At 69.7% G+C, this 23355-nt stretch carries 24 protein-coding genes and 3 pseudogenes; 15 read left to right on the forward strand and 12 right to left on the reverse strand.

What is annotated here, in order from left to right:
- The first annotated feature begins 24 nt into the window (after positions 1-24).
- The 5 genes from OG871_RS36965 (at position 25) to OG871_RS36985 (ending at position 3061) form a co-directional block, all read left to right on the forward strand.
- Complete coding sequence (locus OG871_RS36965; protein ID WP_371502842.1) at positions 25-465, forward strand: gas vesicle protein; 441 nt, start codon at positions 25-27, stop codon at positions 463-465.
- Positions 462-1259 carry a GvpL/GvpF family gas vesicle protein gene (locus OG871_RS36970; RefSeq protein ID WP_371502844.1) on the forward strand — a complete coding sequence of 266 codons (798 nt, stop codon included), beginning with the start codon at positions 462-464 and terminating at the stop codon, positions 1257-1259. The genes OG871_RS36965 and OG871_RS36970 overlap by 4 nt, the downstream gene beginning before the upstream one ends.
- On the forward strand, positions 1256-1504 hold the full coding sequence (locus OG871_RS36975; protein ID WP_371502845.1) for a gas vesicle protein: 249 nt from the start codon (positions 1256-1258) through the stop codon (positions 1502-1504). Before OG871_RS36970 ends, OG871_RS36975 begins: the two co-directional genes overlap by 4 nt.
- Entirely contained in the window at positions 1501-1908 is a 408-nt protein-coding gene (locus OG871_RS36980; protein ID WP_371502846.1) for a gas vesicle protein K, read from the forward strand. Before OG871_RS36975 ends, OG871_RS36980 begins: the two co-directional genes overlap by 4 nt.
- A 187-nt stretch (positions 1909-2095) precedes the next feature.
- Positions 2096-3061 carry an LLM class F420-dependent oxidoreductase gene (locus OG871_RS36985; RefSeq protein ID WP_371502847.1) on the forward strand — a complete coding sequence of 322 codons (966 nt, stop codon included), beginning with the start codon at positions 2096-2098 and terminating at the stop codon, positions 3059-3061.
- A gap of 216 nt (positions 3062-3277) precedes the next feature.
- On the opposite strand, the gene OG871_RS36990 is transcribed toward OG871_RS36985, so the two are convergent.
- Positions 3278-4324 (reverse strand): cation diffusion facilitator family transporter, encoded by a 1047-nt coding sequence (locus OG871_RS36990; protein WP_371502848.1) that lies wholly within the window; start codon positions 4322-4324, stop codon positions 3278-3280.
- Positions 4325-5552: 1228 nt separating this feature from the next.
- Here OG871_RS36990 and OG871_RS36995 point away from each other — a divergent pair.
- The gene (locus tag OG871_RS36995) at positions 5553-6113 is read left to right on the forward strand and encodes a hemerythrin domain-containing protein (RefSeq protein ID WP_371502849.1); all 561 of its coding nucleotides are present in this window, start codon (positions 5553-5555) and stop codon (positions 6111-6113) included.
- 531 nt (positions 6114-6644) lie between these two features.
- Positions 6645-7103, forward strand: a complete 459-nt coding sequence (locus OG871_RS37000) for a hypothetical protein (RefSeq protein WP_371502850.1) — start codon at positions 6645-6647, stop codon at positions 7101-7103.
- A 689-nt stretch (positions 7104-7792) separates the two neighbouring features.
- Here the strand turns inward: OG871_RS37000 and OG871_RS37005 are convergent.
- Positions 7793-8325: pseudogene (locus OG871_RS37005) on the reverse strand (hemerythrin domain-containing protein).
- Positions 8326-8481: 156 nt separating this feature from the next.
- Positions 8482-9264: a DUF6296 family protein gene (locus OG871_RS37010; RefSeq protein WP_371502851.1), complete on the reverse strand. Its 783-nt coding sequence runs from the start codon at positions 9262-9264 to the stop codon at positions 8482-8484.
- 132 nt (positions 9265-9396) lie between these two features.
- Between OG871_RS37010 and OG871_RS37015 the strand changes: the two genes are divergently transcribed.
- Positions 9397-9714 (forward strand): helix-turn-helix transcriptional regulator, encoded by a 318-nt coding sequence (locus OG871_RS37015; protein ID WP_371502853.1) that lies wholly within the window; start codon positions 9397-9399, stop codon positions 9712-9714.
- Between the two features lie 614 nt (positions 9715-10328).
- On the opposite strand, the gene OG871_RS37020 is transcribed toward OG871_RS37015, so the two are convergent.
- From OG871_RS37020 to OG871_RS37030, 3 genes and pseudogenes are all read right to left on the reverse strand, one after another.
- Positions 10329-10613 carry a hypothetical protein gene (locus OG871_RS37020; RefSeq protein ID WP_371502855.1) on the reverse strand — a complete coding sequence of 95 codons (285 nt, stop codon included), beginning with the start codon at positions 10611-10613 and terminating at the stop codon, positions 10329-10331.
- A gap of 486 nt (positions 10614-11099) precedes the next feature.
- A pseudogene (locus OG871_RS37025) lies at positions 11100-11402 on the reverse strand (MFS transporter); the annotation flags it as partial.
- 214 nt (positions 11403-11616) lie between these two features.
- Entirely contained in the window at positions 11617-12561 is a 945-nt protein-coding gene (locus OG871_RS37030) for a SigB/SigF/SigG family RNA polymerase sigma factor (RefSeq protein WP_371502857.1), read from the reverse strand.
- Between the two features lie 215 nt (positions 12562-12776).
- On the opposite strand from OG871_RS37030, the gene OG871_RS37035 reads away from it, so the two are divergent.
- Entirely contained in the window at positions 12777-13217 is a 441-nt protein-coding gene (locus OG871_RS37035; RefSeq protein ID WP_371502858.1) for an ATP-binding protein, read from the forward strand.
- Positions 13218-13259: 42 nt separating this feature from the next.
- On the opposite strand, the gene OG871_RS37040 is transcribed toward OG871_RS37035, so the two are convergent.
- Positions 13260-13412 carry a hydrophobic protein gene (locus OG871_RS37040; RefSeq protein ID WP_371502859.1) on the reverse strand — a complete coding sequence of 51 codons (153 nt, stop codon included), beginning with the start codon at positions 13410-13412 and terminating at the stop codon, positions 13260-13262.
- A gap of 242 nt (positions 13413-13654) precedes the next feature.
- Here OG871_RS37040 and OG871_RS37045 point away from each other — a divergent pair, with 242 nt between their 5' ends.
- Positions 13655-14245, forward strand: a complete 591-nt coding sequence (locus OG871_RS37045; protein WP_371502860.1) for an alpha/beta hydrolase family protein — start codon at positions 13655-13657, stop codon at positions 14243-14245.
- Positions 14246-14396: 151 nt separating this feature from the next.
- Here the strand turns inward: OG871_RS37045 and OG871_RS37050 are convergent, their stop codons facing one another.
- Positions 14397-15449, reverse strand: a complete 1053-nt coding sequence (locus tag OG871_RS37050) for an IS110 family transposase (protein WP_371503514.1) — start codon at positions 15447-15449, stop codon at positions 14397-14399.
- Here OG871_RS37050 and OG871_RS37055 point away from each other — a divergent pair.
- Positions 15385-16275, forward strand: coding sequence for an IS110 family transposase (locus OG871_RS37055; RefSeq protein ID WP_371502861.1), 891 nt, complete (start codon positions 15385-15387; stop codon positions 16273-16275). The two genes, OG871_RS37050 and OG871_RS37055, sit on opposite strands and share 65 nt — an antisense overlap.
- On the opposite strand, the gene OG871_RS37060 is transcribed toward OG871_RS37055, so the two are convergent.
- Both OG871_RS37060 and OG871_RS37065 read right to left on the reverse strand, forming a co-directional pair.
- The gene (locus tag OG871_RS37060) at positions 16272-16670 is read right to left on the reverse strand and encodes a hypothetical protein (protein ID WP_371494538.1); all 399 of its coding nucleotides are present in this window, start codon (positions 16668-16670) and stop codon (positions 16272-16274) included. The two genes, OG871_RS37055 and OG871_RS37060, sit on opposite strands and share 4 nt — an antisense overlap.
- Positions 16667-17521 carry an IS5 family transposase gene (locus OG871_RS37065; RefSeq protein WP_371493834.1) on the reverse strand — a complete coding sequence of 285 codons (855 nt, stop codon included), beginning with the start codon at positions 17519-17521 and terminating at the stop codon, positions 16667-16669. The genes OG871_RS37060 and OG871_RS37065 overlap by 4 nt, the downstream gene beginning before the upstream one ends.
- A gap of 159 nt (positions 17522-17680) precedes the next feature.
- Between OG871_RS37065 and OG871_RS37070 the strand changes: the two genes are divergently transcribed.
- Complete coding sequence (locus OG871_RS37070; RefSeq protein WP_371502862.1) at positions 17681-18061, forward strand: transposase family protein; 381 nt, start codon at positions 17681-17683, stop codon at positions 18059-18061.
- A 261-nt stretch (positions 18062-18322) separates the two neighbouring features.
- Here the strand turns inward: OG871_RS37070 and OG871_RS37075 are convergent, their stop codons facing one another.
- A complete protein-coding gene (locus tag OG871_RS37075; protein ID WP_371502863.1) occupies positions 18323-18574 on the reverse strand; it encodes a transposase in 252 nt (83 codons plus the stop codon).
- 389 nt (positions 18575-18963) lie between these two features.
- Between OG871_RS37075 and OG871_RS37080 the strand changes: the two genes are divergently transcribed.
- A complete protein-coding gene (locus tag OG871_RS37080; RefSeq protein ID WP_371502864.1) occupies positions 18964-20595 on the forward strand; it encodes a M4 family metallopeptidase in 1632 nt (543 codons plus the stop codon).
- 124 nt (positions 20596-20719) lie between these two features.
- Here OG871_RS37080 and OG871_RS37085 read toward each other — a convergent pair.
- A pseudogene (locus OG871_RS37085) lies at positions 20720-21754 on the reverse strand (ISL3 family transposase); the annotation flags it as partial.
- Positions 21755-21901: 147 nt separating this feature from the next.
- Here OG871_RS37085 and OG871_RS37090 point away from each other — a divergent pair.
- Together OG871_RS37090 and OG871_RS37095 are read left to right on the forward strand one after the other, a co-directional pair.
- Positions 21902-22981 carry a tyrosine-type recombinase/integrase gene (locus OG871_RS37090; protein ID WP_371502866.1) on the forward strand — a complete coding sequence of 360 codons (1080 nt, stop codon included), beginning with the start codon at positions 21902-21904 and terminating at the stop codon, positions 22979-22981.
- Complete coding sequence (locus OG871_RS37095; RefSeq protein ID WP_371502867.1) at positions 22978-23307, forward strand: helix-turn-helix domain-containing protein; 330 nt, start codon at positions 22978-22980, stop codon at positions 23305-23307. Before OG871_RS37090 ends, OG871_RS37095 begins: the two co-directional genes overlap by 4 nt.
- The last annotated feature ends 48 nt before the right edge of the window (positions 23308-23355 follow it).

Raw genomic sequence — 23355 nt, forward strand, 5'->3', positions numbered from 1 at the left:
GGCCAGGAACGGAGGCCCGAAGCCGTGACTGAACCCATCGCCAACCGGCTCGGCTCCTTCCCCTCCCGCTCCGCCCCGCCCTACAACCAGTCCTCCGCCAGCCTCGCCGACATCCTCGAACGCGTTCTCGACAAGGGAATCGTCATCGCCGGCGACATCCAGATCAACCTCCTCGACATCGAACTGCTCACCATCAAGCTGCGGCTGCTGATCGCCTCGGTGGACAAAGCCAAGGAGATGGGCATCGACTGGTGGGAACACGACCCCTCGCTCTCCTCCCGAGCCGGGACGACTCCCTCACTCGAAGCGGAGAACAGACGCCTCCACGAACAGATCGAGGCGCTGCGGTCCGACGTCGCCGCCCTGTCCTCAGCGCCGAAGGCATCGGACACCGACAGCTCCGTCCGTCCACCGGCCAAACGGACAGCACCCCGCTCCCGTCCGAACACGCGTGGTGACCAATGACGGCCACTGTCACCTACGTGTATGCCATCGCGCGCCACACCCCCGCTCTGTCGCAGACGCTCACCGGACTCACCGGCGTGGCCGGATCCCCCGTGCATGCAGTCCACACCGCCCCCGCCGGCGCGGTGGTCGCCGTGGTCAGCCCCGTACCCGAGGCGGACTACGACGAGGCGGCACTGCGCCGACATCTGGAGGACCTCACCTGGCTCGAGAACCTTGCCCGAGCCCACCACGGCGTCGTCGAGACACTCGTGGCCTGCACCACCGTCCTCCCGTTGAGGCTCGCGACCGTATATCGCGACGACGACCGCGTGCGCACGATGATCGACCATCGGCACGACCAGTTCCGGGAGCAGCTGGCCCACCTGGCCGACCACTGCGAGTGGGGCGTCAAACTGTACGTGGACAGCCCGACGGCCACGGTCACCGAGCAGCCCGTTGCCTCCGGCCTCAGCCCCGGACGGGACTACCTCCGCCGCCGCCGGGCCCAGCGGGACGAACAGCAGGACGCCTACCGGGCGGCCGAGCGGACCGCTGAGCGGGTCGAAACCGCTGCCCGCGCCCACGCCGTCGGCCGAGTCCGCCACCGGATCCAGGAAGGTGAGCTGGCCGCCGGGCCCGGCGTGAACATCAGCAACGACGCGTACCTGGTGCCGGTGGACCACACCGAGCAGTTCCTGGCCGACGTCACCCGTTCGGCCGACGGCCTGCCGGGCGTCCGCGTGGAAGTCACCGGGCCGTGGGCCCCCTATTCCTTCGCCGTCGCCCCCCAGAGCGAGGACCCGGGGCCATGAGCGAGAGCAGCGGGCGGCCGGCTCCGGCCCCGCAGGCGGGTCTGCCGCAGCGGCAGGTCGCCCTCATCGACCTGCTGGACCGGCTGCTCAGCGGCGGAGTGGTCCTCACCGGCGACCTGGTGCTGGCCGTCGCGGACATCGACCTCGTCCGCGTCTCACTGCGCGCCCTCATCGTCTCCATCAGCGAGCAGAATCCCGCCCCCTGGCAGGCCGAGCCGCTATCACGGCCGGACCCGCGGTCATGACGACGGACGCCACCCCGCCGCCCCGCCGCTACGACGAAGTCGCCCAAGCGGCCGCCCGAGCCATTCGCCTCCTGCCGGCCACGCCGCACAACCTCCCGAGCGAGAACCCCGCCACCCCCGCGAGAGTGCCGCACCGGATCACCACCGACCAGGAGACGGTCGAACGAGACCTGATGAAACTCGTCCTCACCATCGTCGAACTCCTGCGCCAGCTCATGGAACGGCAGGCCCTGCACCGCGTCGACGCCGGCGACCTGACAGAAGAGCAGGAAGAACGGCTGGGAAGCACCCTCATGGCCCTCCACGACCGTATGACTGACCTCTGCGCCCGCTACGGCCTCACCATGGACGATCTCAACCTCGACCTCGGCCCGCTCGGGCCCCTCCTTCCGCCTGGGCAGTAGGCCGGAAGCGCCACCGTCCCGGGCGAGCGCCATGCCATCGGAGACCCGTCGCCACCGACCTGTGGGCCGCCTCCGCCAGCACCGGACGTACGTCCGGACACCGCGTACCGGCCCCGCCACGGATCTGGACGAGAGAGAAGGCGGCGCGGACCGGTTCCGGCGGGAGGAACGTGGGCAGGCGCCCGGCATGGTGAAAATCGGCTACACGATGATGACCGAGCAGGCGGGCCCGCGCCAGTTGGTGCGGGACGTGGTCCGTGCCGAGCAGGCGGGCTTCGACTTCTCCGTCATATCCGACCACTATTTCCCCTGGCTGGACAGCCAGGGCCACGCTCCCTATGCCTGGGCGGTGCTCGGCGCCGCCGCCGAGGCGACCTCACGGATCCCGCTGATGACCTACGTGACCTGCCCGTCGTTCCGTTACCACCCCGCCGTGGTCGCTCAGAAGGCAGCGACCCTGCAGTTGCTCTCCGAGGGCCGCTTCCGCCTCGGGCTGGGCAGTGGGGAGAACCTGAACGAGCACATCACCGGTCAGGGCTGGCCCGGTGCGGACGTGCGCCTGGAGCGGCTCACCGAGGCGGTCGAGATCATCCGCGCGCTGTTCGAAGGCGGGTATGTCAATTATCGCGGGAAGCACTTCGACGTGGAGTCGGCCAAGCTCTGGGACCTGCCGGCGGTGCCCCCGCCGATCGGCGTGGCGGTCTCGGGCGACCGCTCCTGCGAGGTGGCCGGGCGGCTGGCGGACCTGGTGATCGCGGTGGATCCGAACGCAGAGCTGCTCACCGCGTTCGGCCGCCACGGCGGTGCCGGGAAGCCTGGTGTCGGCCAGCTGCCGGTCTGTCACGACCCGGACCGTCGGCAGGCAGTGGCTCGCGCGCACGACCAGTTCCGCTGGTTCGGTGGGGGATGGAAGGTCAACTCGGAACTCCCGGGACCCACCGGATTCGCGGGTGCGAGCAGGTTCGTCCGCCCCGAGGACGTGGCCGAGTCGATTCCCTGCGGTGACCACGTCGCGGACTTCGTCAAGGCCGTCCGCGCGTACGCCGACGCCGGCTTCGAAGAGGTGGCCCTGATCCAGGTCGGCGGCGATCACCAGGGGCCGTTCCTCGACTGGGCCGAGAACACCCTGCTGCCCGCGCTGCACAGGCTGTGATCCCCGAGGCGCGAGCCGAACACCCGCATCTGCCTGTCTGTTTCACCGCCGCCCGCCGGAAGGCTTGCACGGGCCCCGGTCGGGAGTTCCACGACGCCGGTGTGCGGCGCCTCGCCACCATGCCGCCGGACAAGGTCGCGCACTGCCGGCGGAACCCCGCTCCCGTAATCGCGGGCCGCCTGAGCACGGACCGGCCGGTGGTCGCGCGTACGCGGGTCACTCGTCGGAGCCGTCCTGCTCCGCCACGACGCGGTCGAGGTCCCGCTCCAGGGTCCGGGCCCGGGCACGGTCGTTGCTGTCGGCGTCCACGATGTCGAGGAAGACCTGGTCGAAGGCCGGACACTCCTCGCGGAGCTGGCGTTTGATCCGGACGCACACCTCTTCCACCTCCTCGCTGTCCAGGCCCTCCTGCAGGTCCACGCGGGCCGCCAGCAGGGCCGAGTCGGCGCCCAGCCGCATCGTCAGCAGGGTCGTCACCGTGTCGATCTCCTTCTGTTCGGCCAGCAGCGTGTGTGCCTGCTGTTGGAGGCGGGGGTCCACCGCCTGGCCGACGAGCAGGCTCCGGGCCTCGTGGCCCAGGCGGACCGCCACGCCGATCAGGAGTGCGCCGATGGCCAGCGCCGCGACCGCCTCCCAGGTAGGGGAGCCTGTGATCTGGTGGCCCGCGACCCCGCCGGCGGCCAGCAGCACACCGAACACCGCGGTGGAGTCCTCGGCGAGCACCGTGCGCACGGTGGGATCCTCCGCGCGCCGGATCTGCTGAGCGAGCGTGCATCCGCGCGCACGGGCCTGGCGGTGCAGCTGGAAGAGTGCCCGGGCGAGCGAGGTGCCCTCGGCGAGGAGGGCCACGATCAGTACGAGGTAGACCATGCCGAAGTTCTCGGCCTCGGACGGCGGTGACAGCCAGGTGTGCAGGCCCTGGTAGAAGGAGAAGCAGCCGCCGGTCACGAAGATCCCGACTGCGGCCAGCAGCGACCAGAAGAACCGTTCCTTCCCGTAGCCGAAGGGGTGGCGGACGTCCGCTCGGCGCCGACTGCGGCTCAGCGAGAAGAGCAGGAATACCTCGTTGAGGCTGTCGGCGACGGAGTGGGCGGCCTCGGCCATCAGGGCGGGGGAGGGCGCCACCACCCCGGCCACGGTTTTGGCCACCGCGATCACCATATTGGCCAGCAGCGCCACCACGACCGTGCCTTTGGTCTCACGGTCGGCTCGGGCACGCCTGCTCCGCCGCGGGCGGGGGGCGGGCGGGTGCGGCTGGGACATCGACTTCCTCCCACTTCGCGGCCTGCCCCGTAGCCCGTCGAATACGCGTGGACAGTGCGAATCGATGTGACCCGCCGAACCGCTCAGGACGGCCCGCTCGACCCTCCGCCTCGGCTCCGCCAAAGCACTGCTCCGGCTCGGTCGACGGGAGAATAAGACCACGGGCTTCGGGCAGGCGCTCGGCACGGGCCTTCGAGGTGCGAGCGGAGCTGACGGCCGCGGACACGAGGTGACCGATGAGTGACGAGACGTTCCTGGGAACCGGCGGCGTGGGACGCCGGCAGAGGCGGCTGTGCCGTCGAGCCTGCAGCTCACCGCTGCCAAGCGCTCCGCGACCCGCTCAAGGTCCCCGGCGCCCGGGAGTAGCAGCCGCAGGGCGCGTAGTTGCCCACGGGGTGCGACGCTGGTTCCGTGCCCGAGCACTGCTCTGCCGCCCCGAGGGCGGGCGGCGCACGAAGCCGCGCCCTCCTGATGGGGATCATCGGTTCTCCCCGGTGTCCTGATGCCCTGCTGGTCGAGCTGGACGACGGGCGACGGGCGACCACGTCGCCGCCCCTTACCACCGCCCAGGCCCTCGAGGTCGCCACGGCGGTGGCTGAGGCGCTGCGGCCGTTGACGGCGGGTGAGCACAGCCTGGTTCACTGGCTGCTGGAACCACTGCCGCAGGTAAAGGTGGAGACCACAGCTGACGGAAGCGTCTGTTTCTCCGGAATGGCGTCCCCCGGCTGAGCGCTGCGTCGGCCCGACCTCCCGTGCTGGGGAACCGGCCCGGACGGGCCCGTACGTGTGCAGGCATATTTCCGTCCGGGCAGGCAGGTCTCGATTTGCGGCGAGGGCGGCGCTCGTCTCGGCGTGAAGGCGGTCGCAGGCCTTCTCGAGCTGCTCTTCGATCAACGGCCGGGGTTGCTCGGTGGTGGTGTCAGGCGCGGGCCGTCCCGCCGAGGCATCGACCGTTTGAATCGCGAGGGGCTGGTCACACGCCCGGTGAGAGCCGGTTCAGGAGGAGTTGATGGCAGAGAACCGAAGAGCTGCGGGACCGCACCCCGCTTGTAGGACGTCACCGGACGACGGTGCACTGAGCGGCGCGCGTCCGCGTCGGCACCTCTGGCTCACCCTCGCGCACCGGATCAGGAGCGCCGTGCGCCGTCTGGTCGGCGGAAGCGCCTGACGGCGTCCGGGCCGGCGAGCGTTGACGGCAGATACGCCCGAATACGAGAGAGGAAACGCGATGGGACACGGCGGAAACGTGATAGCGGAGCTGATGACCGACCACCGTGAGGTGGAGGAGCTGTTCGGCCGGATCCAGGCCTTGCCGCTCAGGGACGAGCGGCGGGGTCCGCTGGTGGAGCAGGTCACCATAGAACTGGTGCGGCACTCCGTCGCCGAGGAGATGTACCTCTATCCGGCGGTCCGCGAGCATGTCCGCGACGGCGACGCGCTGGCCGACAAGGAGATCGAGGACCATGGGAAGGTTGAGGGGATGCTGAAGGATCTGGAAAACATCCCGGTCGGCGACGAGCGATACGACAGCGTGGTCGACCGCCTCGTGTCCGAGGTCGGCGCCCATGTCGCCGACGAGGAGCAGAACCTCTTTCCTGCCCTCGCCGGAGCGTGTTCGTCTCAGACCCTGGACACGCTGGGTGACCAGGTTCGCAGAGCGAAGAAGATCGCTCCGACCCGGCCGCACCCCTCCGCACCGGACAACCCCCCGGGCAACAAGCTCCTCGCACCTGGCACCGGACTGGTCGACCGGGCCCGAGACCTGATCACCGGCCGCGGCAAGTCTTGAGCCCTACCGCCCGCCTTCCGCTCCCGCAACGATCGGGTTCGTCGGGTGGCATCTGGGGGACCCGACGTATCGCAGCGACGCCATCCAGCAGAATCGGGACGGCGCAGCACCGAAGCAGTCGCCATGTCGTGGGACGGGAGCGGGTGAGGCGCTACGGGGAGTCGTCCTCGGCCTGACGTTCCCTCAGGGTCGTCGCTCGTTCGGCACGTTGAGGTCAGGGTGGAGGCGATCAGCAGACAGATCAACGCGCTTCCGGCCGCCGACGCTCGGCGCAAGCACCGGGTGGCCGAGCTCACGATCGCCTTGGTCGAGCATGCCGTCGCGGAGCTGGAACACCTGTGCCCCGCCGTCCTGGTTCTGTTCACGAGTTCTGACGGCAGATGTTCACCACTCCGGGAGGCGCCCCGCCCGGGCCGTGGTTGATGTTCACGAGAACGGGAGGCACCTCGGGGACCCGTCCGCCGGACGGCCATGGCCAGGATCAGCCGGCGGCGTGACGAGCTGTCAGTCCCGCAGGGCAGACTGTTGCTCATGCCAGAAGCCGGGCTCGATGCCGCCGCCAACTCCCTGCGGGCCTGGCTCAACCGCCAGCAGTTCACTGACCTGTCCACCCCCGAGGTGACCGCCTTCTTCACCGACTCGGTGGCCGCCTGGGCCACCGACCAGGGATATGAGGTCCAGCGGGAGGTCGACCTGCCCACCGCTACCCGGCAGGGCCGGACCGGGCGCCTCGACCTGCAGCTGCGGCACCGCTCCGGCAAGGGACGGCTGATCAGCATCGAGGTGGACCGGGGCACGAAGGCGTGGTCCCTCGACAAGCTCGTCCAGGCCGCCGAGCTCGGCCACCTGGCTCTGTGGCTTCGGTGGAGCCGCACCCCCGTCACCCTGCCGATCCCGCCTACGGTCCGGCTCATCCGGGCCCAGGTGCTCAGGCGCACCACGCTCACGCGGGCGAAGGTCCACTCGCTCCAGCCGGACAGCTGCGGGTAGTAGGCAGTTAGGTCGGTCCGCACCCGGCAACGCCACAGGTATTTGACGCGAGTCAGTACGACGCCGGACCGTTCGAGGCAGCTGCGACCGTAACCAAGCACTGCGCGGCCCCGCCCGGCTGCGGGGCTCTTACCGGCCCGCGTCCGGTTCACGGGAACCCTCCAGCAAGCCCACGTGCTGTCGAAACTCGTGAACAGTCAGGCCGGTCCGCGACCGCCTACCGCCTCCCGAACCGACATCGAAGTGCTGCCCGTTCTTGTGAACAGAGCCACCGTCCGCCGCTGTGGTCGCGGGCACGGACGAATCGAGAGATCCTCACGGATGTGGAAGGCCCATGAGCCAGGTTTCGAGGACGCCGTCGGACGTCTGCGGGTCGCGAGGTCCAAGGCCATGCCGCGGATCAGGCTGCGCCGTGGCGTGTGCGAGGTTACGGCCGTTCCCCTAGCCCTATGGCGCGGCCGTGTCTGAGGCGGGCGGTTCTGGTTCGGCGTCGAGGTGACCCGCCGTGGGAGACATTGCGGCGGTCTCCTCGGTGTCCTTCCCGCCGGCCGGCGGGGTTCGGCCACCGGAGTGGTGTGGTGCGTAGGTGCGGTCGGGTCCAGTGTGGCGGTCGTCCGCGTTCGCCCGGTCGGGCGGCAGTAGGGGAGCCTGCGGGAACGCCCGGCGTCGGATACTCATGGCTGTTCCTTTCACGCGGCGCTGCGGTGGGTGACGCAGTCCCGTACCCGGTCGATCAGCCCGACACCGGGAGCCGGCACCTTGCAGGCGATCGGCGACGGAGGCGCACCTGGGTGAGGACGGGTCGGCGCGGTCGACTTGGCCCGCCGTACGCGGTCACCCAGCTTCTCCAGGTCTGCCTGCCCGCAGGCCGCGCGCAGCGCCGGGATGTGCGAGCCGACCTCGGTGATCAGGACGTCGCCAGCTCGGTGAGTTCGGCGTGGTCGGTGTCCTTGCTCTCAATGTCCTTCAGCAGGCGCTCGACCCGGGCGTGGTCCTCGACCTCGCGGTCTGCCGTCCTGGGGCCTCCGGGCACGTGCTCGCGCACTGCGGGGTAGAGGTAGGCCTCCTCCGCGGCGGAGTGTCGGACAAGCTCGATGGTCACCTCGTCGACGAGAGCCTGACGGGCCTCTCCGGTGGCGAGCCGGATCTGCGCGAAGCGTTCCTCGACCTCGCGGTGGTCGGTCTCCGGTTCCTTGACGACGTCGCCGTCGTGGCCTGCCATCTTCGCCTCCTCGATTCCGTGGTCCACCGGGCGCGGGCCGGTAGCGGACGGCTGGCCCGTGGAACCGGATGTGCGCGCATCGTCCGACTCGACTGTCATCGTGCGTCGGCTTCCGTGGCGGCGCGCCGGGAGCGATGGTCGCCAAGGCCTGCTGTGTCAGTCGGTGGCGGCTTGCGGATCGATGGTGGGTGCGTTCTGTGCGGTGGGGTGGGGTGCCGGAAAGGGGGTGGCGTGGATGGGGGTTGTCGGGCGGGGGAGTCCGTCGAGCGCGAGTATCGTCACCAGCCCGTCGGGGCTGATTTCCGCCCGTACCGTGTCGGTCGGATTCGCGTAGACAGGGTGGCCGCCCGGGCCCCGGACTCCGGTGCCGGTCACGAGCAGGGTCTGTTGTTGGCGGTGGTTGCCGCAGGGGCCGGGGAAGGTCAGACCCCATCGGAACGGTCCGCCGGGCGCCGCGGTCACCGGCGCTGCTGCTGCTGCTGCTGCTGCTGCGGTGCGGGCTGGGTGCCGGGGCTGGTTGCCGTTCTGTGTGGTGGGGTGTGAGTGGTTGTCCGCCGTGCCGGGGCGGCGCAGGCCGAAGAGCTCGGTGGTGTCGGTTGTGTCCATGACCCGTCTCACCCGTGGTCCGGCGGCGCGGATGCGCAGCGCGCAGCCGGTTGCGGTCGCGTTCCGGCGGGTTCGCAGCAGGGCGTTGAGTCCGGCGCAGTCGAGGAACGAGACGGCGCTGAGGTCGAGGTCCAAGTGGGTGGGGCTGTCGGCGAGGACGCGTGCGAGGTCGCGTTGCAGGGCCGGGGCGCCGTCGAAGTCGATCTCGCCGCGGACGGTGGCCAGGGTGTGGCCGTGGCTGTCTTGGCTGACCCGGAGCTGGAAGGCCGGTGTTGGGGCCGTGGGCTGCAGCGGGCTTGCGGCGGTGGGCGGCGTACCGCGCTGAGGGGACATGCCGGTGCTCCTCCCGTGAGGGCGCGAACCTTGCAGGTCCATGCTCCGACCGGGCGGGAATACCTGTCAAGGGATACAGGAAACATTTTGCGCGTATTGTGCTGCCGGAAGTATGGCTCGTAGGATTGGAGCATGGAGACGCAGTCCGACAGCCGTCCCACCTGGACGTTCCTCACGAACCACGCCCGCGTGCTGTCACTGATCGCCCGAGATCCGGACATCCGCCTGCGGGACGTCGCCGCTGCCTGCCAGCTCACTGAACGCTCTGTGCAGGGCATCGTGGCCGACCTCGAAAGTGCCGGCTACCTCACCCACACCCGCGAGGGCCGACGCAACCGGTACCGGATCCTCCCCGGCACCGAGCTGCGTCACCCCGCCGAGGCCGGCCGCACTGTCGAGGCTCTCCTGCGCCTGCTCGAAACCGACCTCACCCGGACCCCGTCCGCTTAGCGCCGGCCCCGCGCCAGCAGGAGTGCGTGCACTGCGGTGCCGCCATGCCGGCCGCCCACGCGTTAGCGCTTCGCTTTCAAGTTCCCCAGCCGTGTCCGGTTCCTCGTACAACCGGTCTGTCCGACCTGCCCGACAGCCGTACCCGCCGGCGGTCGGCCGCAGCTCTGCCGCCGACGAACGGCGCGAAGGGGACCGGGTCGAGGTCCGGCGGGCAAGCGCCCTCCACTGGTCGTTTACGGGCGTCGGTACCTCTCCGGGTTGTCCGGCCGTGAGGCTGTTTCCTGTCCACCGCCCAGTGCAAGGCCGGCCGCGAGCTCGGCTCCGCCAGTGCGATCGCCGACTCGAAGGAGGCGGTTGGCCCTCACCCCTGCCGGACGTACCGCGCTGAGCCGGTACCTGGACGCATCGCGGCCGTCGTCGGCGACATCGAAGGTGCCTGAGTCGAGTTGGCCCGTCTGAGCTCTGGGGTTGGCCCGCAGGGTAGCGGCCGTCCCTCCCGCCTGCTGAGTCTTCGTGCGGAGGCCGGGCAGACGGCAGCGCGGGCAGGCTGTGCCGCCCGTGCGCGGAGACCCGTCGCTTCGCGATGTCACAGCGGTGCCGCGTCCGGCAGGCCGCTACGAATGGGCCACGACCTCGCCGGCCGTGACCTGGGGAGGATTGGGGAGCAGGGAGGCGAGGTGGTCCCGTACGAAGTCGGCCGCCCGGTGGTTCGATTCCTCGGCGCCGGCCCGGTCCTGGAAGACACTCGTCGAGACCATCACCCCGCCCCCGGCGTCGACCCAGTAGTAGGCCACGAAACCTGGGACCTGGCGGAGCAGCGTCACGAACCCGTCGTGCACGCGGCGTCCCGCCTCGGCCGGCTCGGTCACCCCTTCGTACCGCCGAACCACCGCATACATGGCTGATCTCCTCACTTGATCGCTGGGCCGTCTTCTGCGGAGACGGTGTACCCGTCGTGGGACGTGCGGCGTGCGCGACCTGCGCAAATCACCGGAAGGGGGACCCTCGGGGATCCGAACGGCGGTCTCCCGCCCGCTCCGGTGCCCGGGCCGGGCCGCCCGTCTCGGTGATGGTGCTCGCCACCGGGATCGCCCTGGTGGCCCGAGTGCGCGACGGCCGCCCTGGCGAGCGAGGTGCAGCGACTGCGGCAGCAGTGCCCGCAGATCGCCCATGACCATCGCCCCGCGCCGCTAGTGCGCCTGTCGGATCGGCCGCTCCGGCCCGAACCAGCGGGGCCCGGGAGTCGTGGATCCGGCGCCGCACGGCATCGCCGTCCCCGCACGCCTTCGCACGGTGTCCAGGCCACCGGGCAGCACCCTGTCAGCCATCACTACAGGCGCCTCAGCGCGGTGTGCCCGGGCCCGCGCCGGACGTCACGGTGCCGGGTAGACCGCGAGCGTCACCATGAACAGCTTCTTCCGGCCGAAACGGTCGGTGAGCCAGCCGAAGAACAACGAACCGGTGCACGCCCCGGCCACGTACAGGGCCGCCGCGACGGTGGTGACCTGGGCGGTGCTGATGTCGATGCCGGACCGGGCCAGTCGCCCGGCAATGTTGCCGACGATGGTCACTTCCAAGCCGTCCAGGATCCAGACGGTGCCCAGACCGATCACGATCCGCCAGTGCCAGCGCGACCAGGGCAGGCGGTCCAGTCTGGCGGGTACGTTGGTCCGGATCGGCTCGACCACCGCGGCGCCGGGTTCTGGCGGGCGAGGGTCGAGAGCGGACTGCTCGCTGCGGGGCAGAGATGTCCGGCCATCAAGGCCTCCCAGGGTCACGACCGGGCCGGTCCGCCCGGTACCGGCCAGACGTCTGCCCCGAGCAGGTCGAATCAGTCCTGGCGGTGACGGCATCGGCTCGGAGGCCGACGATCTGCCGGGCCTTCAGCTGCCGGCGGCGCGGCTACGGATGCGGCGGGACCCGGTCCGAGGCGGAGCCCTGGGATCCGGGCACGGCCTCCCCCTGGTCGATGGGCGCGCGGTCGGTGAGGCCGGCTCGAAGGGCCTGGAAGCTGTGGGCGAGCAGGCGGGAGACGTGCATCTGGGAGATGCCGAGGCGGCGGCCGATCTCGGCCTGGGTGAGGTCCTCGGTGAAGCGCAGCGCGAGGATCCTACGCTCGCGTTCGGGCAGTGCGGCGATCAGCGGCTTCAGGGACTGCACGTTCTCCACCACGGCCAACGCCGGGTCGCAGTGGCCGAGCCGGCTCTCCAGGGTGCTGTCGGCGTCCCCGTCACCGGACGGGGCGTCGAGGGAGGTCGTGCTGCGGGCGTTGGTGGCCAGGAGTGCCTCGGCGACCTCGTCCTGTGACAGGTCGACGTGTGCGGCGATTTCTTCGCTGCTGGGGGTTCGGCCGAGGTCCTGCTCCAGTTCGTCGGCGCCTTTGGCGACGGCGAGCCGGGCCTCCTGGAGGCGTCTGGGGACGTGCACGGCCCAGGTGGTGTCGCGGAAGAACCGGCGGATCTCTCCGATGATGGTCGGGAGCGCGAAAGTGGTGAACTCCACGCCGCGACCCGGGTCGAAGCGGTCGATGGCCTTGATGAGGCCTACGGTGCCGGTCTGGACGATGTCCTCCATCGGCTGGTGCGTGCCGCGGAACCGCCTCGCCGCGAACTTGACGAGGGAGAGGTTGAGCTCGATCAGGGTGCCGCGGACGTAGGAGTAGAGTTCGGTGCCCTGCTCGGCCTGTTGCAGCCGGAGCAGGAGGACCCTCGACAGCTCCCGGGCGTCGGCGGTGGTGGCGTTCAGGGGATCGGCGATCGCCGGCAGACCGTGTCGGTCAGGGGAGAAGCCGGATTCGGCGCGCGTTCCCGGTTCGACCTCCGGCGCCGCCGCGGACGGCACAGGCATTGATCATCCCTTCCTGGGCGGGCCCCGAAACCGCGCCTACCCGGACGCGGCCCGTCGAAACCTTCAGGACGCGCCGCGAGACCCCCTCCGATCCGACTTTGTCGCTGCCCTATTTCCGGTCGGCCATGGGGCGTAAAGCCGTGGGCTTCGGGCAGGCGCCTGACAGGGCCTTCGAGGTGCGAGCGGAGCTGAGGGCCGCGGACACGAGGTGACCGATGAGTGACAGGACGTTCCTGGGAACCGGCGGTGTGGAACGCCGGCAGGGGCGGTTGTGCCGTCTCGACCTCTCCGCCGCGGCCCACCCGGTGACCACCGCCCGTGAGTGGGCGAGGAGCGTCCTCTCACGATGGCAGATCGGTTCGCCGCTCGACGAGGACGTGGTGCTCGTCGTCTCCGAGCTCGTCGCGAACGCGATGATGCACGCCGGCGCGGTGCGCGAGCTGCACCTGCTGTGGCTCGACCGTCGGACCGTACGCATCGAGGTCACCGACACCAGCCGGACAGCCCCGTCGCCCATGCAGCCGCGCCGGGGGCGGCCCGGCGGTCACGGACTCGTGATCGTCCGGACACTGTGCCGTTCCTGGGGGACCGTACCGCGCGCGGCGGGCAAGACCGTGTGGGCCGAGCTCGTCGGGTCGTGGCAGCCCGGGGCGTGACGGACGGACCGTCACACCCCGGGCAGCCGGCTACCAGCGGTATCAGCGGGTACGACCGCCACCGGCACCACGGGCCACGAAGCCCACCAGCCACAGCACCAGCACGGCGAGCGCAACCCACCACAGGACGTGCAGGGCGAATCCGGCGCCGAACAGCACCAGGGCGAGAAGAAGCACCAGCAACAGGGGAATCATGGTGAACACCTCCGGACCAACGCGCCTGCCCCGATTTCCGGCGGCCAAGCGGAGAACACGTCAGCCGGTGGCCGCGAGCGACTGGTGTGCGGCCGCGAACGCGGCCTCGGCGGTGAGTCCGAACTCGTGTAGAGGCGCTGGAAGTTGGCCGACGCGCCGTAGTGGTCGAGGCCGACGATCCGGCCCCGGGCGCCGACCAGCTCACCAGTTCACCCGTCACGCCTGTGCACCTGGTGGTCTGCATGGGTTTGATCGCCGAGACCCTCCCGGACGTCGACAACAACCGCATCGCACTCCTCGGTATCAGCATGGGCGGCATCCTCGCCCCCAGGGCCGCCGCGTTCGAGCACCGCCTGGCCGCGCTGATCGCCGTCGACGGCCTCTACGACCTCGGCCAGACCTCCGTCCGCAACATCCCCGGCACCCGCGAGGAGGCCGAGCGGCTCCTGCGCGCACAGTCCGCTCCCGAACTCGACGCCGCGCTCGAACAGATCATGGCCAAGGACCCGATCGCCCGCTGGGCGATCAACCACGGCATGTACGTCATGGGCGTCGACACCCCCCGGGCCTTCAACGCCTCCTACCTCGACTACACCCTGGCCGGCGGCATCGCCGAACGGATCCAGTGCCCCACCCTGGTCTGCGACGCCGAAGAGGACATGTTCTTCAAGGGCCAGCCCGAACAGCTTTACGACCACCTCACCTGCCCCAAGACCCTGATGGTGCTCACCGCCGAGGAAGGCGCCGGCGCCCACTGCCACCCCGGCGCCATGCGCCTGACCCAGGCCCGCATCTACGGCTGGCTCGACGACACCCTCAAGGCGACCGCCTGAGGAGCTGACGACCCGACACCGCGACGGGGCCCCCGTCCGCGGACCATCCGCCGAGCGTCGTTCCCGCCGAGGCACACCGCGCGGTGGAAGCCGGAAGGCCGCCACCAGGTGACGGCCTTCCAATGAGCGACTCTGAAGCTTCTATAGATCGTCAAGCTGTAGGAGACAGGCCGGGTGTGCCGCTGATTGCGCTGGTGAGGTGGTGGTAGACCTCGCGCGCGACGAAGCGCTTGAGGCACCTGAAGATGTTCTTCGTCTTGAGTCCTTCGAGGGTGCGTCGTGCCACGTAGTCGCGAGTGCGCGGGTCATGCCGCATGCGGACCAGCACGATCGTGTGCAGCGCACGGTTCGCCTGGCGGTCTCCGCCACGGTTGAGCCGGTGACGGTCAGTGCGTCCAGAAGAGGCCGGGACGGGTGCGGCGGCGCACAGGTGGGCGAAGGAAGCCTCGGATGCGAGCCTGTCCGGGTTGTCGCCGGCCGTGACCAGCAGCTGCCCGGTGGTCTCGGTTCCGACGCCCGTCAGCGCGAGAAGGCCGGGCGCGGCGCGGGTGATCAGCACGCGCAGGTCGGCATCCGCGTCTGCTATCTCCTCGCTCAAGTGCCGGTAGCGCCTGGCCAGGCGCTTGAGGGCCAGTCTGACGGCTGCGACCGGGGTGGCCAGATCGGTGCCTGGACGGCTTACGGCCAGCCGCCGGACCAGCTCGGTTGTGGTCAGTGAGCGCAGTGCTTCGCGGACCTCAGCGGGCGCGGTGATGATCAGTGATTTCATCTGGTTGACGGTCTGGGTCCGGGCTTTGACGGCGCTGGCGCGTACGACACGCAGCCCGCGGATTGCCTCGACCGCACCGTCGCGGTGCTTCGGCGTGCCGGTGGCGCGGCCGGCGAGTACCGCAGTGGCGGCGGCGTAGGCGTCGATGGAGTCCGATTTCCCTGCCGCTCGGCGAGCTCGACGGTCGGGTCGGTCCACCTCGATGACGGCGATCTGGTTGGCTCGGAGGTAGCGGCCGAGTTCGGCGCCGAAGGAGCCGGTGCCCTCCATGCCCACGATCAGCACTCGGCCGTGGGACTGCAGCCATTCCAGCAGGTCTCGGTAGCCCGCAGGCGTAGTGGGGAAGGCCTCGGTGGCCAGGTGCCGGCCGATGGTGTCGATGACGGCGGCCTGGTGGACGTCGGTGTGGGTGTCGATCCCGCCGATCACCTCGATGGGCTGTCGATCCGCCCGGCGTCGCCGCGGCAAGACCGACGCCGTCGACGCCGAGTCCGCCGCCCGGGCCGCGCTGTCGGGCACCGCACGGGCGTTGCCGAAGAGTGGCGACGGGCAGGTGGAGGTGCTGCGCATGCTCCGGCTGGCGAAGAACTCCGCGGTCAAGGCCCGCACCCAGGCGCTCAACCAGCTCAAGGCCGTGCTGATTAACGCCCCATGCGCCCTCCGCGAGGCTCTGGAACCGCTCTCGACGGCGGTACTCGTCCGGCGTTGCGCGGAGCTGACCGACCCCTGCGACGGTAACCCGGCAGCTGACACGGCAGTCTTCACACTTCGGCTGCTCGCACAACGCGTCTTGCGGCTTCGGCAGGAGGTCGCCGAGCTCGGGCGGCGCATGACCGCAGCGGTCCAGGCCAGCGCGCCGAGCCTGCTGGAGCGGTTCGGGATCGGCCCGGACAGTGCTGCGGCCCTGCTGATCACTGCCGGCGACAACCCTGAGCGACTGAGCAGTGAGGCATCCTTCGCCGCGCTGTGCGGCGCCAGTCCTGTCGAGAAGTCCTCGGGAAAGACCCGGCGCCGTCGACTCAACCGGGGAGGGGACCGACAGGCCAACGCCGCGCTGCACCGAATCGTGGTCACCCGTATGCGCCAGGACGAGCGCACCCGCTCCTACCTGGAGCGACGTACCGCCGAGGGACGAGGAAAGCGCGAGATTATGCGCTGCCTGAAGCGCTACGTGGCCCGCGAGGTCTACGCGCTGATACGCACCGACATGATCATATGCCACCAGCGCCCTGATGACCCATCAACCCTCAGTGGACGTTAAGTCCGTTTCTGGTAGCGGCCGCGTCCGGGTTGGGTGAGGAAGCCTTGGCGAGTGAGGCGTCCGAGGCGGCTGCGGGTGATGTTGACGGACGCCTCGTCGGTGGGCATGCCGAGGAGTTCGTGCAGCTCGCGTGCCCGGAATGCGTGGGCGGGGTGCTGGTTGAAGGCGTTCACGATGGCCTGGTAGGTGGTGTTCGTCTCGGGCGGTTCGGATTCGGTTCCTGCCGGCGTGACCTCCATGATGATCTTTCGGGTGGTGGCCAGGTCCGTGAGCCGCGCTTCGGTCTGGGTCAGATCGGCGGCGAGCTCTTCGATCCGGGCGCGTAGTTCTGCGGCCCGGGCGGTGGCCTCGTCCTGCCGGCTCTGGAGGTCTGCCAGGAGTTCGGCGACGTTCACGCCGCCAGTCCGAGGGTGTCGCGCCAGGCCGGGGCCGGTGTGGTGAGGCGGCGGGTCATGTTCGCGGTGGAGGCCCAGTAGACGCGTGAGGCGGAGTTGTCGGGCCGGTGGTCGTACTCGCGGGCGAGGCGCCGATGCAGCATCAAGGTGCCGTTCGTCTGCTCCACCACCCACCGTTTCGGCTGCGGGACGAAACCCTTGCCCTGGTCGGCCGGGTTGCGGCGGACGACCTCGACGTCGATATCCAGCAAAGCGCCGTGGATGACGACCTCGTCCTTGAAGCCCTGGTCCACCAGAGCCTTCTCCAGACGCATCCCGCACCGCTCGGCGACCTGGTCGAGCAGGGCGGTGCCGGCGGCGTTGTCGTGGGCGGAGGCGGCCAGGACGACAACGCCGATGATCAGCCCCAGGACGTCCACGGCCAGTCCCCGCTTGCGCCCCGACACCTTCTTGTTCGCGTCCAGCCCCGTCGTGGTCTTCGGGACGCCGGCGGCCGCCCGGACGGACTGGGTGTCGATGATCACGAGGGACGGGTCCTCTAATCGGCGGGCTCGCTCCCTCACCTGGCAGCGCAGGAGTTCCTGGATCCGCTGGTCGAGCCCGTCCTGGCGCCACAGGCCGAAGTAGTAGAACACCGCCGACCAGGACGGCAGGTCATGGGGCAGGTAGCGCCACTGACAGCCCGTCCGGTTCTGGTAGAAGATCGCGTTCACGATCTCCCGCAGATCGCAGGACCCCGGATCCCCGGTAGCCGACCGCGCCACCCGGTCCTGCTTCCAGGCCGTGATCATCGGCTCGATCAACGCCCACTGCTCGTCCGATAAGTCGCTCGGATACGCCCGTCTGTCCATGCGCCGCAGAACATCACCCGAACCCCGGCTGGCACGCCAGTACGGTCGACGTTCACACGAACGAGCGATCACGAACCGAAAGAAAAGGGACTTAACGTCCACTCACGACCGCGGCTTGACGAACATACGGGCATCAAGCACAAATGCCACGGCCTGCTCGTGATCGCGCTCACCGACGACAAGGGCCGCTTGGTGTGGGTCTCCGCGGTCCGGCCGGGACGCACCTCGGAGATCACCGCCTGCCGTCACGACAAACTCACCGCCCATCTGCGCGCGGCCGGCCTCGGTGCGATCGCCGACCTGGGCTTTGTCGGCCTCGATGACAGCGGCCCCGATGCCGACCCGGCGGTGATCACCGGCTACAAGGCCGCCCGTAACCGGCCCCTGACTTGGGGTCAGAAGCTGTCCAACAAGGCGCTGGCCGCGGTCCGGGCGCCGGTCGAGCACGGCTTCGCGCACTTGAAGAACTGGCGCGTCCTCGGCAAGGTCCGTACCGACCCGAAGTGGGCGACCGTGCTGTGCGGGCCCTGCTGGTCCTGACGAACCGCGAAGTCGCCCGCTGACCGACGATCTACGCCGAAGTCATACGCCCACGACCAGCCCGAGCACGCCGACATCGACGCACACCAGAGCCATGACCTGCAACTTCACGATGCACACCGCTCAATGATCACGCGGGGGCTGTGCCCGTTCTGCTGACACCCCTCGTCGCGGCCACCCTCCGCACCTGCTGCCGGTCGGTCTTACTGACTTCGGCTTGTCGGGGTGATGTTGAGGCCTCGAGGGTCAGGCCGGTGCCGGTTATGAAGCCGTCCAGGGTGTCGAGCCGGTACTGCAGGCGTTTGAGCCGGTTGTGTACGAGTACCTCGAGTCGGTCGAGGGCGACCACGGCAAGGTTGGCAGGCTGCGCTTGACGTGTGCCCAGACCCACTCCACCGGGTTCAGGTCGGGCGAGTAGACGGGAAGCAGGACCACCATCAGCCAGGCACGCTGGGCGACCAGCTCGCGCATGGCGTGGGAGACGTGGGTGTTCAGGCGGTCCCAGACCAGCACGATGGATGCCTTGACCAGCTGGTGGCCGCCGTCGATCAGCGCGATGAAGTCCCGCTCGCCCGCCGCGTTGGTCTGCTCGACGGCCGTGAGTCATGAGCGCGGCCGTGCTGACCGACGCAGCACCTCGCGGACCTCGAGTCCCGCGAGGTGCTGCCGCGCCCGTGAGAGCACATCTGACGGATCATCGGACCCCCGCCGACCAGCGGGGGTCTGGCCCCGTCGAATGGCTTCGCACACTGGAGTTTCCGTGAAGGTTCTGCCGTGGCCATGTCATTTCCCCTTGGTGGGCTGTCAGGATTTTCCCAGCCGCCCCGCAGAGTTCCCGCTCTCGGTGCGCCCCGCCCCACTGGCAGCTCCGTGCGCCTAACCCCACTGTGCGAAGGAGTCCCATGTCCTCACACGCCCGTACTCGGGTCCCGAAGGCGGCCATCGCCGCCTCGGCGGCCCTGCTCCTCGTCGGCATACCGGCGCTGGCGCAGGCCACCACCTCGACGGCCGGCACCACCACCCCGGCGGGAGCCGCCGCCGACTCGCCGACCCTTGCGAGCCGCGCCCAACTGCTGTCCGACGCAAGGCTTCAGAGCGCCCTGCTCGCCAAGTCGCTGGGTCTCAGTGACCCGGAGAAGTTGATCGCCAAGGACGCGTTCCGTGACGCCGACGGCACCCGGCACCTGCGCTACGAGCGCACCTACCGCGACCTGCCCGTCCTCGGCGGCGACCTGATCGTGCACCAGGCCGCGAACGGCTCGGCGAAGAGCGTCGACCGCGCCGCCAAGGCCTCGCTCGACGGCCTCGCCACCACCCCCGCCCTGTCCGCTCCCAGGGCGCAGGCCACCGCCCTTGCCGCCGAGGCCGGTTCCACCGTCCAGGCCGCGCCGCGCTTGGTGGTCTGGGCGGCGAAGGGCACGCCAACCCTCGCCTGGGAGACCGTGGTCGCCAGCAGGCAGAAGGACGGCACTCCGAGCAAGCTTCACGTCGTCGCCGACGCCAAGAGCGGCGCGGTGCTCCAGAAGTTCGAGGGCATCGAGACAGGCAGTGGCAAGGGCGTGTTCGTCGGCAGTGTCGACCTCGCCACCACCCAGTCCGGTTCGCAGTACCAGCTGAAGGACGACAGCCGCGGCGGCCAGTCCGCCACCGACATGGCTAACGGCACCTCCGGCAACGGCACGCCGTTCGCCAACTCCACCGACAAGTGGGGCGATGGGACGGCCGGCAACCGCGAATCCGCGGCCGTGGACGCCTACTTCGGCGCCGCCAAGACCTGGGACTTCTACAAGAACACGTTCAAGCGCAACGGCATCCGCAACGATGGCGTCGGCGCGCTCAGCCGGGTGCACTACGACAAGGGCTACGTCAACGCGTTCTGGGACGACTCCTGCTTCTGCATGACCTACGGCGACGGCCAGAATGACAGCGCCCCGCTCACCGAGATCGACGTCGCGGGCCACGAGATGACGCACGGTGTCACCTCGGCCACCGCGAACCTCAACTACTCGGGGGAGTCCGGCGGTCTGAACGAGGCGACCTCCGACATCATGGGCACGATGGTCGAGTGGTACGCCAACCTGCCCGGCAACCCGCCGAACTACTGGATCGGCGAACTGATCAACCTCAACGGAGACCACAAGCCGCTGCGGTACATGGACCAGCCGTCCAAGGACGGCAACTCCGCCGACTCCTGGTCCGACGGCGTGGGCAACCTCGACGTGCACTACTCCTCGGGCGTGGCCAACCACTTCTTCTACCTGCTGTCCGAGGGCGGCGGCAGTAAGAGCATCAACGGCTTCGACTACAACAGCCCGACGGCGAACAGCATTTCGGTCACCGGCATCGGTCGGGACAAGGCCGCGCAGGTCTGGTACCGGGCGCTCACCACCTACTTCACCTCCACCACCGACTACAAGGGCGCCCGCGACGCGACGATCAAGGCCGCGGGCGACCTGTACGGCGCGGGGTCCACCGAGGCCAAGCAGGTCGCCACCGCCTGGGCCGCGGTCAACGTCGGCTCGCTGCCCAGCTGATCAATAGACACCCGGAAGACCGACACCCGGAATAGCCTTCGGCGTCCTGCCCGCTCGTTGAGCGGGCAGGACGCCACACAATTTTCGGCTCTGTTCCGTAGTCGGTGGTGACGCTGCGTCCTCGCTATCGGAGGAGGATGCGGTGGCGGAGGAGGTTGAATCCGGCCCGGCCGTGCGTCTGGCGCGTGATCCGCTTGGCTCGCGTGTTGACGCCTTCGGTGCGGCCGTTGTGGTACGGGAGGGTGGGGCCGGCGTCTACGGCGGCGCGGTCGAGTTCGAGGCCGTTGCAGAAGCTGTGCAGGTGGGGCAGGTCGGTGGCGCGGACTGCCGTGATCCGGTCGGTGAGCTTGGCGTCGTTGCCCTCGGCTGGGGCCAGTATCTGCGCGAACTCGTGGGTGAGGCAAGCGAGTTCGGTCATCTCGGGGCAGGCTTTGGTGAGTTCCCGCAGGAGCGCGGTGTCCTTGTCCCGCAGGTTCTCGGGGCGGGTGAGCAGGAGGCGGGCGAAGCGCTGCGGGGTGGTCACCGGTCGCTCGCCTTCGGCGCGGCCCTGGGTGATGTAGCGGTAGAGCAGGTTGAGGCTGCCGGAGTAGCCCAGTTCCTGGATTTCCCGGAAGAGTTGGAGGACGGGGACGGCCGGGTCCTGTGCACGGCGGTCGCGGAGGTGGTCGCGGTAGGGGTCGACGAGCGTGGGTCTGTAGCGGGGCGCGCGGCGGTCGCCGGTGGGCTCCTGCATGCGGGCGTACCGCTTTACCGTGTTCAGGGCGACGTCGAGGCAACGGGCGCATTCGAGCAGGCCGACGCCCTTGCCGAGGAGGTCGTGGACCTTGTGCCAGCGCGCGCGGGTGCTCTGCTCGCGTGGGCCTCCGGGCCGGGCGGGGTTGACGGCGGTGGCCCAGCAGGAGGCGTGCGAGCGGACTTCGGCCAGGACCTTGCCGCACATGTTGCTCCACAGGCGCCATCTGTCGCTGACCTGCACCGCTTCGGGGAGGGCCTGGCAGATCGCCTCGCCGTAGGTGGCAGAGCCGTCGCGGCAGACGTACTCGGCTCCGGGATGTGCGCGCAGCCACGCGACCAGGGTCTGGGCGGTGCGGTCGGGCAGGACGTCGATCCGCTCACCGGTCTCGGCGTCGGTGATGTGCGACATCCCGCGAGTTCCCCTGATCCTGGGTGAGGTTCAGAGCCTGTGGCCAGGGGGTTCTGTCTCTTTCGAGTGCCTTGGTGCCGGGTGACGTAACTTCGTGATTCCTGAAGCGTTCTCATCTTGTCCGACCGAACCACGGCCCGGGCGAAGGGGAGGAGGCTCGGGTTGGCTTCGCTGGCGATCGTTCGGGATCTGCGCGAACAGCGGGCGCCGGTCTCGGCTGAGGAGTTGGAGCGGCTCGAGACGGATGTGCTGGCTGGGTTCGTGCTGGCGCGGGCCTCGGCCGGCCTGGCGGACAGCACCATCCGCGGGGACGTCGGGAACCTGGAACAGATGCGGACCTGGTTCGGTCAGCCGCTGTGGGACATGGAGCCGAAGGATGTGGACGCCTACTTCGGCCGGGTGCTGCGTGGTTCACCCAGCGGGACCCGTCTGGCCCGGTCCCAGGCCCTGACCACGTACTTCGCGTTCCTGGAACTGCGGCACAAGGTCGAGATCCACCAAATGACCGGCCGGGTGGCCGAGTGCCCGATCGACGAGATGAACCGGCCACGCGGGAGCAAGGATGCTCAGCTGCGGATCCCGCCCAACGCCGACGAGGTCGCCGCGTTGTTCACCGGGTGGGGCGGGGACCTGGCGACATGCCGGAAGTCCGGCCCCACAGCCCGGAATTACGCGGCTGCCAAGCTTATGGCCGAGGTCGGGCTGCGGGTCAACGAAGCCCGCCGCCTCGACCTCGGGGACATCAAGTGGGACCTGGGCAGGTTCGGCAAACTGCACGTCCGCTACGGCAAGGGCTCGCGGGGCTCGGGCCCGCGTGAGCGCATGGTGCCGTTGATCAATAATGCCGGACGGACGCTCCAATGGTTCATCGAGGACGTCTGGGGCCAGTTCGGCGGCGACCACACTCGCCCCGGAGCCCCGCTCTTCCCCTCTGAACGCAAGAGCGCGGACGGATCGCCGCGACGTTTGGGAGATGATGCCCTGCGGTCCGGCCTCGCTGATGCGGCAACAGCCCATCTGCCAGGCTGGGCAGACAAGTTGACGCCGCATGTCCTTCGGCACTTCTGCGCGTCCGAGCTGTACCTGAACGGCCTGGATCTGATCTCGATCCAGGAGGTCTTGGGCCATTCCTGGATCGCCACGACGATGCGGTACGTCCACGTGCACCGCACTCGGGTCGAGGACGCCTGGACGGCCGGGCACGAGCGAGCGGCACAGCGGCTGGGAGGTCTGGTCCGATGAGGTGGAACCTCCGGCTGACGGCGGCGAACCGGGGCATCTGGAAGGCATCCGACCTGCAAAGGAGCCTGGCCGAGCATGGCCTGGTGATCTCGGCAGGGAAGATGTCGGGACTGTGGTCCGGCCAGCCGGTCTCCCTCAAACTCGACGACCTGGACGTGATCTGCGTGGTCCTCGGCTGCGAGGTCGGTGAGCTGCTGGTGCCCGAGCCGCAGAAGGTGTCCCGGCCCGGCCAGGAGGAAGGGCTGCAGGCGACAGTGGCTTCCAGCGGGAGGACGTCCGCCGTGGTGCCCCGGCGTCGTGACGGCCGATCACTCCCTTCGATGTGACGGGCGGGGGACGTTGACACCGCCCCGGGCGGACAAGCCGCCGGCATC

It is taken from the genome of Kitasatospora sp. NBC_00374, from assembly GCF_041434935.1.
Classification (GTDB): domain Bacteria; phylum Actinomycetota; class Actinomycetes; order Streptomycetales; family Streptomycetaceae; genus Kitasatospora.

Excerpts from the sequence above, each read along its gene's own strand:
- OG871_RS37045 (WP_371502860.1), top strand. The coding sequence starts at position 13,655 with ATGGGTTTGATCGCCGAGACCCTCCCGGACGTCGACAACAACCGCATC.
- OG871_RS36980 (WP_371502846.1), top strand. The coding sequence starts at position 1,501 with ATGACGACGGACGCCACCCCGCCGCCCCGCCGCTACGACGAAGTCGCC.
- OG871_RS37030 (WP_371502857.1), bottom strand. The coding sequence starts at position 12,561 with ATGCCTGTGCCGTCCGCGGCGGCGCCGGAGGTCGAACCGGGAACGCGC.
- OG871_RS36975 (WP_371502845.1), top strand. The coding sequence starts at position 1,256 with ATGAGCGAGAGCAGCGGGCGGCCGGCTCCGGCCCCGCAGGCGGGTCTG.
- OG871_RS37000 (WP_371502850.1), top strand. The coding sequence starts at position 6,645 with ATGCCAGAAGCCGGGCTCGATGCCGCCGCCAACTCCCTGCGGGCCTGG.
- OG871_RS37040 (WP_371502859.1), bottom strand. The coding sequence starts at position 13,412 with ATGATTCCCCTGTTGCTGGTGCTTCTTCTCGCCCTGGTGCTGTTCGGC.
- OG871_RS36985 (WP_371502847.1), top strand. The coding sequence starts at position 2,096 with ATGGTGAAAATCGGCTACACGATGATGACCGAGCAGGCGGGCCCGCGC.
- OG871_RS36990 (WP_371502848.1), bottom strand. The coding sequence starts at position 4,324 with ATGTCCCAGCCGCACCCGCCCGCCCCCCGCCCGCGGCGGAGCAGGCGT.
- OG871_RS37065 (WP_371493834.1), bottom strand. The coding sequence starts at position 17,521 with ATGGACAGACGGGCGTATCCGAGCGACTTATCGGACGAGCAGTGGGCG.
- OG871_RS37080 (WP_371502864.1), top strand. The coding sequence starts at position 18,964 with ATGTCCTCACACGCCCGTACTCGGGTCCCGAAGGCGGCCATCGCCGCC.
- OG871_RS37035 (WP_371502858.1), top strand. The coding sequence starts at position 12,777 with ATGAGTGACAGGACGTTCCTGGGAACCGGCGGTGTGGAACGCCGGCAG.
- OG871_RS36995 (WP_371502849.1), top strand. The coding sequence starts at position 5,553 with ATGGGACACGGCGGAAACGTGATAGCGGAGCTGATGACCGACCACCGT.
- OG871_RS37020 (WP_371502855.1), bottom strand. The coding sequence starts at position 10,613 with ATGTATGCGGTGGTTCGGCGGTACGAAGGGGTGACCGAGCCGGCCGAG.
- OG871_RS37055 (WP_371502861.1), top strand. The coding sequence starts at position 15,385 with ATGGTGTCGATGACGGCGGCCTGGTGGACGTCGGTGTGGGTGTCGATC.
- OG871_RS37010 (WP_371502851.1), bottom strand. The coding sequence starts at position 9,264 with ATGTCCCCTCAGCGCGGTACGCCGCCCACCGCCGCAAGCCCGCTGCAG.
- OG871_RS37015 (WP_371502853.1), top strand. The coding sequence starts at position 9,397 with ATGGAGACGCAGTCCGACAGCCGTCCCACCTGGACGTTCCTCACGAAC.
- OG871_RS36970 (WP_371502844.1), top strand. The coding sequence starts at position 462 with ATGACGGCCACTGTCACCTACGTGTATGCCATCGCGCGCCACACCCCC.
- OG871_RS37095 (WP_371502867.1), top strand. The coding sequence starts at position 22,978 with ATGAGGTGGAACCTCCGGCTGACGGCGGCGAACCGGGGCATCTGGAAG.